General features: G+C 74.7%; 9 protein-coding genes. 2 read left to right on the forward strand and 7 right to left on the reverse strand.

The genetic code is table 11. From position 1 onward, the window contains the following. Window positions 1–747, forward strand: a 747-nt coding sequence (locus Q0444_RS13060; protein ID WP_299023421.1) for a MazG nucleotide pyrophosphohydrolase domain-containing protein, incomplete at its 5' end; no start/stop codon positions are given. 10 nt (window positions 748–757) lie between these two features. On the opposite strand, the gene Q0444_RS13065 is transcribed toward Q0444_RS13060, so the two are convergent. The 7 genes from Q0444_RS13065 to Q0444_RS13095 all read right to left on the reverse strand — a co-directional run bounded on the left by Q0444_RS13065 (window position 758) and on the right by Q0444_RS13095 (window position 7,018). Next, window positions 758–1,195, reverse strand: a complete 438-nt coding sequence (locus Q0444_RS13065; protein ID WP_299023422.1) for an arsenate reductase ArsC — start codon at window positions 1,193–1,195, stop codon at window positions 758–760. Between the two features lie 21 nt (window positions 1,196–1,216). Further along, window positions 1,217–1,906, reverse strand: a complete 690-nt coding sequence (locus tag Q0444_RS13070; RefSeq protein WP_299023423.1) for a three-helix bundle dimerization domain-containing protein — start codon at window positions 1,904–1,906, stop codon at window positions 1,217–1,219. A gap of 55 nt (window positions 1,907–1,961) precedes the next feature. After that, a complete protein-coding gene (locus Q0444_RS13075; RefSeq protein ID WP_299023424.1) occupies window positions 1,962–2,555 on the reverse strand; it encodes a GNAT family N-acetyltransferase in 594 nt (197 codons plus the stop codon). Between the two features lie 47 nt (window positions 2,556–2,602). After that, window positions 2,603–3,040 carry a hypothetical protein gene (locus Q0444_RS13080; protein ID WP_299023425.1) on the reverse strand — a complete coding sequence of 146 codons (438 nt, stop codon included), beginning with the start codon at window positions 3,038–3,040 and terminating at the stop codon, window positions 2,603–2,605. Beyond that, window positions 3,037–3,660 carry a hypothetical protein gene (locus Q0444_RS13085; RefSeq protein WP_299023426.1) on the reverse strand — a complete coding sequence of 208 codons (624 nt, stop codon included), beginning with the start codon at window positions 3,658–3,660 and terminating at the stop codon, window positions 3,037–3,039. Before Q0444_RS13085 ends, Q0444_RS13080 begins: the two co-directional genes overlap by 4 nt. A gap of 66 nt (window positions 3,661–3,726) precedes the next feature. Further along, the gene (locus Q0444_RS13090) at window positions 3,727–5,667 is read right to left on the reverse strand and encodes a cation-translocating P-type ATPase (RefSeq protein ID WP_291081193.1); all 1,941 of its coding nucleotides are present in this window, start codon (window positions 5,665–5,667) and stop codon (window positions 3,727–3,729) included. A gap of 124 nt (window positions 5,668–5,791) precedes the next feature. Continuing rightward, the gene (locus Q0444_RS13095) at window positions 5,792–7,018 is read right to left on the reverse strand and encodes an oxygenase MpaB family protein (protein ID WP_291081192.1); all 1,227 of its coding nucleotides are present in this window, start codon (window positions 7,016–7,018) and stop codon (window positions 5,792–5,794) included. 45 nt (window positions 7,019–7,063) lie between these two features. Between Q0444_RS13095 and Q0444_RS13100 the strand changes: the two genes are divergently transcribed. Then, window positions 7,064–7,687 carry a TetR/AcrR family transcriptional regulator gene (locus Q0444_RS13100; protein WP_291081190.1) on the forward strand — a complete coding sequence of 208 codons (624 nt, stop codon included), beginning with the start codon at window positions 7,064–7,066 and terminating at the stop codon, window positions 7,685–7,687. The last annotated feature ends 42 nt before the right edge of the window (window positions 7,688–7,729 follow it).

The raw sequence follows: 7,729 nt of genomic DNA on the forward strand, positions 1-7,729 counted from the left end.
TCGGCGGGGGCGGAGGACGACGGTTCGGCGGGGGCGGAGGACGACGGTCCGGCGGGGGCCGGGGACCGGTTGGCCGGCGACCGGCTGGCCGAGGCCGTGGAGCTGATGGCCCGGATCCGCCGCGACGGCGAGTGGGAGTCCGCCCAGACCCACGACTCGCTCCTGCCGTACCTGCTGGAGGAGTCGTGGGAGCTGGTCGACGCCGTGGCCGACGGCGACCGCGACGAGCTGGTCTCCGAGCTGGGCGACCTGCTGCTGCAGGTGCTGTTCCACTCCGCGATCGGCGCCGAGCGTGCCGAGGGGGCGTTCGACGTGCAGGACGTGGCGCAGGCCCTGCTGGACAAGCTGCGCCGGCGTGCGCCGTACTGGTTCACCGGGCCCGCGGCCGGCGGGTTGACCTCCGCCGAGCAGGACCGCCTGTGGCAGGAGGCCAAGGCCGCCGAGCGCGCCGACCGCCCGCCCCGCGGTGTGGTCGACGGGATCTCGTGGGACCAGCCCGCGCTCGCGCTGGGGCAGAAGGTGCTGGGCCGGGCCCGCGCGGCCGGGATCCCCGACGACCTGGTGCCGGAGGGGATGCGCGTGGTGCGCGTGGACCCGGTGGGCGTGTTCCACGACTCCGGCTCGGCCGAGGTCGCCTACCGCCAGGTCGTGCGCGACTTCGCCGGCAGCGTCCGCGCCGCGGAGGCGCGACTGGCCGTGCCCGCCGCCGAAGCCAGCCCGGCCGACTGGCGCGTCGCCTGGGCCTGAGCCCGCCCGCTCAGCCCGCCGTGGCTCGCGTGGTCAGCTCGGCGATCAGGGCCTCGACCCGGTCGCGGATCTCGTCCCGGATCGGCCGCACCGCCTCGACGCCCCGTCCGGCCGGGTCCTCGAGGTCCCAGTCGCGGTAGGACGTGCCGGGGAAGACCGGGCAGGTGTCCCCGCACCCCATGGTGATCACCACGTCGGAGGCATTGACCGCCTCGGTGGTGAGGATCTTGGGGTTCGCGGTGGAGATGTCGATCCCCACCTCGGACATCGCCTCCACCGCGGCCGGGTTCAGTTGGTCGGCGGGGGCGCTGCCGGCGGAGCGGACCTCGATCCGGTCGCCGGCGAGCGCGGCGAGGAAGCCGGCGGCCATCTGCGAGCGGCCGGCGTTGTGGACGCACACGAACAGCACCGACGGTCGAGCGGTGTCGGCGGGGGAGTCGTCGGTCATGGAGGGCGGTGGTCCTTCCGGTCAGGCGGCGTCGGCGGTGAGTTCGGTGAGCAGGTGTCGGACACGGGCGTCGATGTGGTCCCGGATCTCGCGCACGGCCTCGAGAGACCTGCCCTCCGGGTCGTCGAGCGTCCAGTCGAGGTAGCGCTTGCCGGGGTACACGGCGCAGGCGTCCCCGCAGCCCATGGTGACCACCACGTCGGCGGCCGAGACCACGTCGTCGGTGAGGGGCTTGGGGAACTCGTCGCCCAGATCCAGCCCCAGTTCGGACATCGCCTCCACGACCAGCGGGTTGATCGACGCGGCCGGGGACGAGCCCGCCGAGCGCACGTGCACCCGTCCGGCGGCGAGGTGGGCGAGCAACGCGGCGGCCATCTGCGACCGGCCGCTGTTCTGGACGCAGACGAACAGCACCTCGGGCACGTCCTTGGCGATCGCGCCCTCGGACTGCGCGAGGGCGGTGAGGCGCTCGTTGGCGAACCGCGACGCCAGGGACGGGAGGTGGGTCTGGATCCGGGCGGTGCGGCGCAGCGCCGCGTAGGACTCGAACACCACCCGCTCGACGGTCTGCGGGGAGAAGATGCCGCCGAAACGCTCGGCGAGGTGTTCGGCCGAGCGCTGCAGCACGGCTTGGGGCATGAGTAGTTCGGGCTGGACGGGGTGGGCGGTCTCGGGCACCGTCGCCTCCTGGCGCTGTATCGGCGATCTCATCGACATATGTCTATATTGACGTTCATCGATACGTTGGTCAAGGGCAGGCCGGTCCTTATGCCCTGCGGATCATGGCCGTCGAGGCCTGGCCGGGCTGTGTGGGTACGGACCCGACCGCCTCGAAGCCGAACCGCTCGTATAGCCGGCGGCTGCCGGGAGTCGTGGCCTCGAGGAACATCAGGGCGGTCCCCGACTGGTCGACCAATCCCAGTCGGTGCTCCAGCAGGGCCGAGCCGACGCCCCTACCCCGCGCCTCGGGTCCCGCGCCGATGTCGTGCAGGTACCAGTGGGGCTCGGGCGGACGGTGGGAGTCCACCTCGCGGGTGTGCCTGATGCCGCGTCCGCCGGGGAGTCGGCTCCGCGCGGACTGGATCGCCTGTGTGAGGACGCGGCGGATGGCGGCCCCTGCGCCGGCGGCCTCGGGGGGTTCCCACAGGAGCGCGCCCACCACCCGGCCGTCGTCCGTCGCCACGTCGACGCGCTCGGGATGGCGCCGCACGCTCCGCCGGTAGTGAGCGGTCAGCCTCTCCGCCCTGGTGGCGGGGTCGGGGTAGAACTGCGCCCAGGCCGGGTCGTCCCGGAAGCCCTCGCCGAGCAGCCGGCCCGGGGCCGGGGCGTCGTGGGCGGTGGCCGTGCGGATGGTGATCACTGAGGTCTCCTGGCGGGTCGTTGGGGGGTGAGGGGGTCGGGGCGGGATCAGGTGACGGCGTGCAGGATCGCAAGGCCGATGGCCCCGCACGCCGCCGCGACGAGCAGCGAGGTGAGGGTGCCGATGATGAACCGCTCGCTCACGGCCGGGTTCTCGCGGATCTCCGGGTAGCGGCCCAGGGCCTTGATCGCCACCACCACGGCGGCCAGCTCGAACCGGCCCGCCAGGATGGCCGCGGTGAGCCCGACCCGCTCGAGGATCCCGATCCACATCCCGCCGCGCAGCACCTCGCGGACGTGCGGCTCCGTGGTCTCCCGCCGCTGCACCAGCGGCGTCCGCGCGTCGCCGCTCACCTCGACGGTCGGGGGCTCCGGCACGCGGGCCGAGCGCAGGACCAGCGAGGCCAGGGGCGAGCCGAGCCCGGCGGACACCGCCAGGCTCGCGGCCACCACCAGCGCGGTGACGAGCCACCCGGGCCAGCTCATCGCGCCCCTCCCGTCGCCGCGGCGTGCGTCCCGGCGAGGAGCCGGTCGAGCGCCGGGTAGGCGGCCCGCTCGTCCCTGATCCTCGACAGACGTAGTGCACCGGCCACCGAGGTCGGGGTGATGTCCAGATCCCGGGCGGGGGCGGCGGGGGTGGGGGGGCGGCCGCGGTCCTCCCCCCCCCGCCACTGCGCCTCGGTCCGGTCGAGCACCAGCGGGGCGACCAGCGCCCACACGGCCTCACAGTCGCGGGCCCACGCGCTCGCGGCCTCGCCGGCCTCTGCCGGGACGCGGACCGCGACGGAGCCCGGCATGGACTTGGCGTCCTCCACGGCCGTGCGCGCGGCGAGGTAGGCGGGGCCGCGGCCGGCCCGCGTGCCGGAGGCGTAGGACTCGTCGTCGACCCCTCCCACCCCCAGGCCGCAGTGCCACTCGCCGGCGCGGAGCGCGACGAGCAGCGCGGACCGCGCGGCGGCCGGGTGGTCGAGCAGGCCCTGGACCTCGTCCCCGGCCGTCCGCTCGAACGCCGTCACGCAGGGCACGCCGGCCAGGGCGTCGAGGAGCGCGGGCACGCGGTCGTCGGAACTGCGGCTGTGCCGTTGGTCGATCGTCAGCACGTACATGAGGCGATCGTGCCACACCCCGCCGACATGAGGTGAATATGCCTCATTGTGGCAAATGTGCCGAAATCACCTCATGTGGGCGCGGGAGGCGCGGAGGCCGTTGAGGATCACCACGACCTCGGCGACCTCGTGGATGAGGACGACCGCCGCCAGCCCGAGGGTGCCGGTGATCGCCAGCGGCAGCAGGGTCGCGATGAGGACCAGGGAGAGGACGATGTTCTGCGTGATGATCCGCCTGCCCCGCCGCGCGTGGGCCAGGGCGTGCGGGAGGAGCCGGAGGTCGTGGCCGGTGAAGGCGACGTCGGCGGACTCGACGGCCGCGTCCGAGCCGGTCGCGCCCATGGCGATGCCGAGGTCGGCCGTGGCCAGCGCGGGGGCGTCGTTGATGCCGTCGCCGATCATCGCGGTGGGGCGCGAGCGGGACAGCTCGGCGACCGCGGAGGCCTTGTCCCCGGGCGAGAGGCGCGCGCGGATGTCGCGGATGCCGGCCTGCGCGCCGAGGGCGGCGGCGGTGCGCGGGTTGTCGCCGGTCAGCATGGTCACCCCGATGCGCTGGTCGGCGAGGGCGATGACGACGACGGGGACCTCGGGCCGGAGCTCGTCGCGGATGCCGATGGCGCCGATCGGTCCGCCGTCCCGGTGGACCACCACGACCGTCATGCCCGCGCTCTCGAGCTCGGCGATCTGCTCGGTGAGCCCGCCCGCGGCGAGCCGGTGCGGGCTGCCGACCGCGACGGCGGACCCGCCGACCACCCCGGAGATGCCGCGCCCGGCGGTCTCCTGGACCCGCTCGGCGTACGGAGCGTCCGGGGCGGCCGCGGTGATCGCGGAGGCGAGCGGGTGCGTGCTGTGGCGCTCCAGGGCGGCGGCCGCCGAGAGGACGTCCGACTCGCCGGCGCCGGGCGCGGTGAGGACGCGGATGACGGAGGGCGTGTTCCGGGTGAGGGTGCCCGTCTTGTCCACCGCGAGGTGGCGGATGGTGCCGAACCTCTCGAACGCGGCCCCGGACTTGATCACCACGCCGAACCGGCTGGCCGCCCCGATCGCGGAGACCACCGTGACCGGCACGGAGAGGGCCAGGGCGCAGGGGGACGCGGCCACCAGGACCACCAGGGCGCGGGTGATCCACAGCTCCGGATCGCCGAGCAGGGAGCCGAGGACCGCGACGAGCACGGCCAGGACCAGCACCCCGGGCACGAGCGGGCGGGCGATCCGGTCGGCGAGGCGGGCGCGGTGGCCCTTCTCCGTCTGGGCCCGCTCGACCAGGTGGACGATCGTGGTGATCGAGTTGTCGGTGCCCGGGGCGGTGGTGGTGAGCTCGAGCAGCCCGGAGGTGTTGATCGAGCCGGCCGGCACGGGGTCGCCGGGTGCGACCTCGACCGGGATCGACTCGCCGGTGACCGCGGAGGCGTCGACGCTGCTGCGGCCGCGGGCCACGATCCCGTCGGTGGCGACCCGCTCGCCGGGCCGGACCACCAGCGTCTGGCCGACGAGCAGGTCCGCGGCCGGGATCTCCACCGTGCCCGCCCCCTCGGTGCCCGCGCCGTCCGTGCCCGAGCCGTCGGCCCCGGAGCCCCGCCGGATCGTCGCGGTGTCGGGGACCAGCGTGAGCAGCGACCGCAGTCCCGCCCGGGCGCGGTCCATCGCCTTGTCCTCGAGCGCCTCGGCGATGGAGTAGAGGAACGCCAGCGCGGCCGCCTCCTCCACGTGGCCGAGCAGGACGGCGCCGACCGCGCTGATGGTCATGAGCAGGCCGATGCCGAGCTTCCCGCCGGTCACCAGGGCTCGGACCGCCCCCGGGGCGAAGGTGTATCCGCCCAGGAGGAGGCCGATCCAGAACGGGATCCGGCCGGCGAGCCCGACCCCCGACCACTCGGCGGCCAGGCCGGCGAGGAACGCGACGCCCGAGAGCGCGGGCAGCAGGATCCCCGGGTCCCTCCACCACGGCAGGTCCCGGTCCTCGGGGCCGCCGAGTTCCGGTGCGTCGCAGCCGCACGCGGACGTCATGGCGTCTCGCAGGCGGTCCGCTCCGTCAGCACCCGCTGAACACCACAGCGGACCCGGACACGGTCGGACTCCCGCGGCGGCCGGCGCGGGTGCGGATCAGGCGGTGGCGGGCGCGGGGCGCGGATCAGGCGGTGGCGGGGCGCCCGATGTCCGGCCGGGCGTCGCCGAAGACCTCCTTGCGCTCGCGCGCCCGGACCTTCTCGCCCCACTGCTCGAGCCGGGCGCGGCCCATCGGGGTGCGGTAGCGCCAGGTGTTGAGCGGGATGAGGTAGGCGTGCGCCCACGGCGGGCGGACCGGCAGGCCGAACTCGCGCATCGACTCGCGCCCGAGCAGCACGGTGAGCATGCTCAGCAGCCGCTCGTGCCCCAGGCGCGCCCGCAGGCGGGGGAGCGGCCCGCTGCGGTCGCGGCCGCGCTGGGCCTCGACCAGCGCCCGGGTGAGCCTGGGGCCCGCCTCGGAGATGTCGGCCTGGGCGAGCAGGATGTGGTAGTTGACGCGGTGGCGTTCGCGCTCGCCCTCCACCAGGTAGTGGTCGGCCACGCCCATCAGCCAGCCGACGTAGCGCCACATGTGCATCACCGCGTCGGACTCCCCGCGGGTCACGCGGACGCCCAGGGTGCGCACCCCGAGCAGGACCACGGCGTCGAACAGCCCGAGGGTCGAGGCCAGGTCACTCTGGTTGATGGGCAGGCCCCAGCGCGCGCTGTCCCACCGCGGCTCCATGGCGTTGTTGACCACCGCGTGCATGGCCCGCACGTGGCCGGTCAGCCGCCACGCCTCGCCGCCCGGCCGCAGCCCGTCGGGGATGGACAGGGACATGGTCCAGTGGCTGGTCTCGGCCAGGCGGCGGAGCGTGGTCTCGCCGGTCAGGCCCCCGGTGGCCACCAGCAGGTCGGTGGGGCCGCCGAACCGGTAGCCGCCGATGAGCGACAGTTGCAGCAGGATGTCGGCGGCGTTCTGGCCCAGGCGCAGGTAGGCCTTCTGGCCCTTCTCGATCTTCTCCCAGTCCACCCAGTCCGGGGTGTCCTCCAGGTGGGCGATGTAGTCCCGCAGGATCTGGGGGGCCTCGTCGGGCAGGCCGGCCGAGCCGGTCGTCAACGCCTGGTCGAGCTGGCGGCGCGTCACCGCGCCGGGCTCCCCGGAGCGCAGCCGCATGGCGCGGGCCAGCCGGTCGCCCAGCTCGTCGCGCTCGAAGAAGTCGCGGCCGATCCGGTCCATGAGGGCCTCGTCGAGGTCCCCGACGCGGGCGATGGGCTTGAGCGCGCGACCGAGGCGGCGGCCCCGCGCCTCCCCCTCGCGGTGGCGCTGGGGGTACGGCGTGGTCCGGGTGGTGGCCGGGGCAGTGGTCATGCCACGACTATGACGCGAGTATTTACTCGCATACAATTCGCGTTCATGAGAAGGGTCCCCCAGCAGGCACGATCCCGGGCGATGGTGGAGCGGATCGTGGAGGCGGCTCGCGTCGTGCTCGTGCGCGACGGCTACGAGGCGTTCACCACCAACCGCGTGGCCGACCAGGCGAGCGTCAGCCCGGGCTCGCTCTACCAGTACTTCCCGGACAAGTCCGCGCTGGTCGCGGTGGTCATGGACCGCTGGTCCACCGAGATCTCCGACCGGATCGCGTCCTCGCTTGTCGGCGCCGGTCCGGTGGACGTGCAGGACCCCGGAACGGTCCGCGCGATCGCCGACGCCCTGCTGGCCGCGCTCGAGGCCGACGCCGGGCTGCTGCGGATCATGTGGGAGGAGCTCCCCGCGGTCCGGCACCGGACCGCGCAGCACGCGCTGGAGCAGCGGGTGCGCGAGCTCCTGGCCGTGTACCTGGCCGCCGCGGGGGTCGGCACCGCGGACCCCGCCGCGCGGGCGTGGGTGCTCGTCATGGCCGTGGAGAACGTGGCGGTGCGGTGGGTGCTGGACCGGCCCCCGGTCAGCCGCGATGCGCTGCTGGACGAGTTCACCGCGCTGGCCGGGGGATCCTCGCCGCGCGGCCGCCCCGGGTTCCGGCAGGATGGCGGGCGATGAGCCCTCACTCCCGGCACGGCCTCGCCGTCACCCTGTCCCTCG

Source organism: uncultured Dietzia sp., from assembly GCF_937873725.1.
Classification (GTDB): Bacteria; Actinomycetota; Actinomycetes; order Mycobacteriales; family Mycobacteriaceae; genus Dietzia.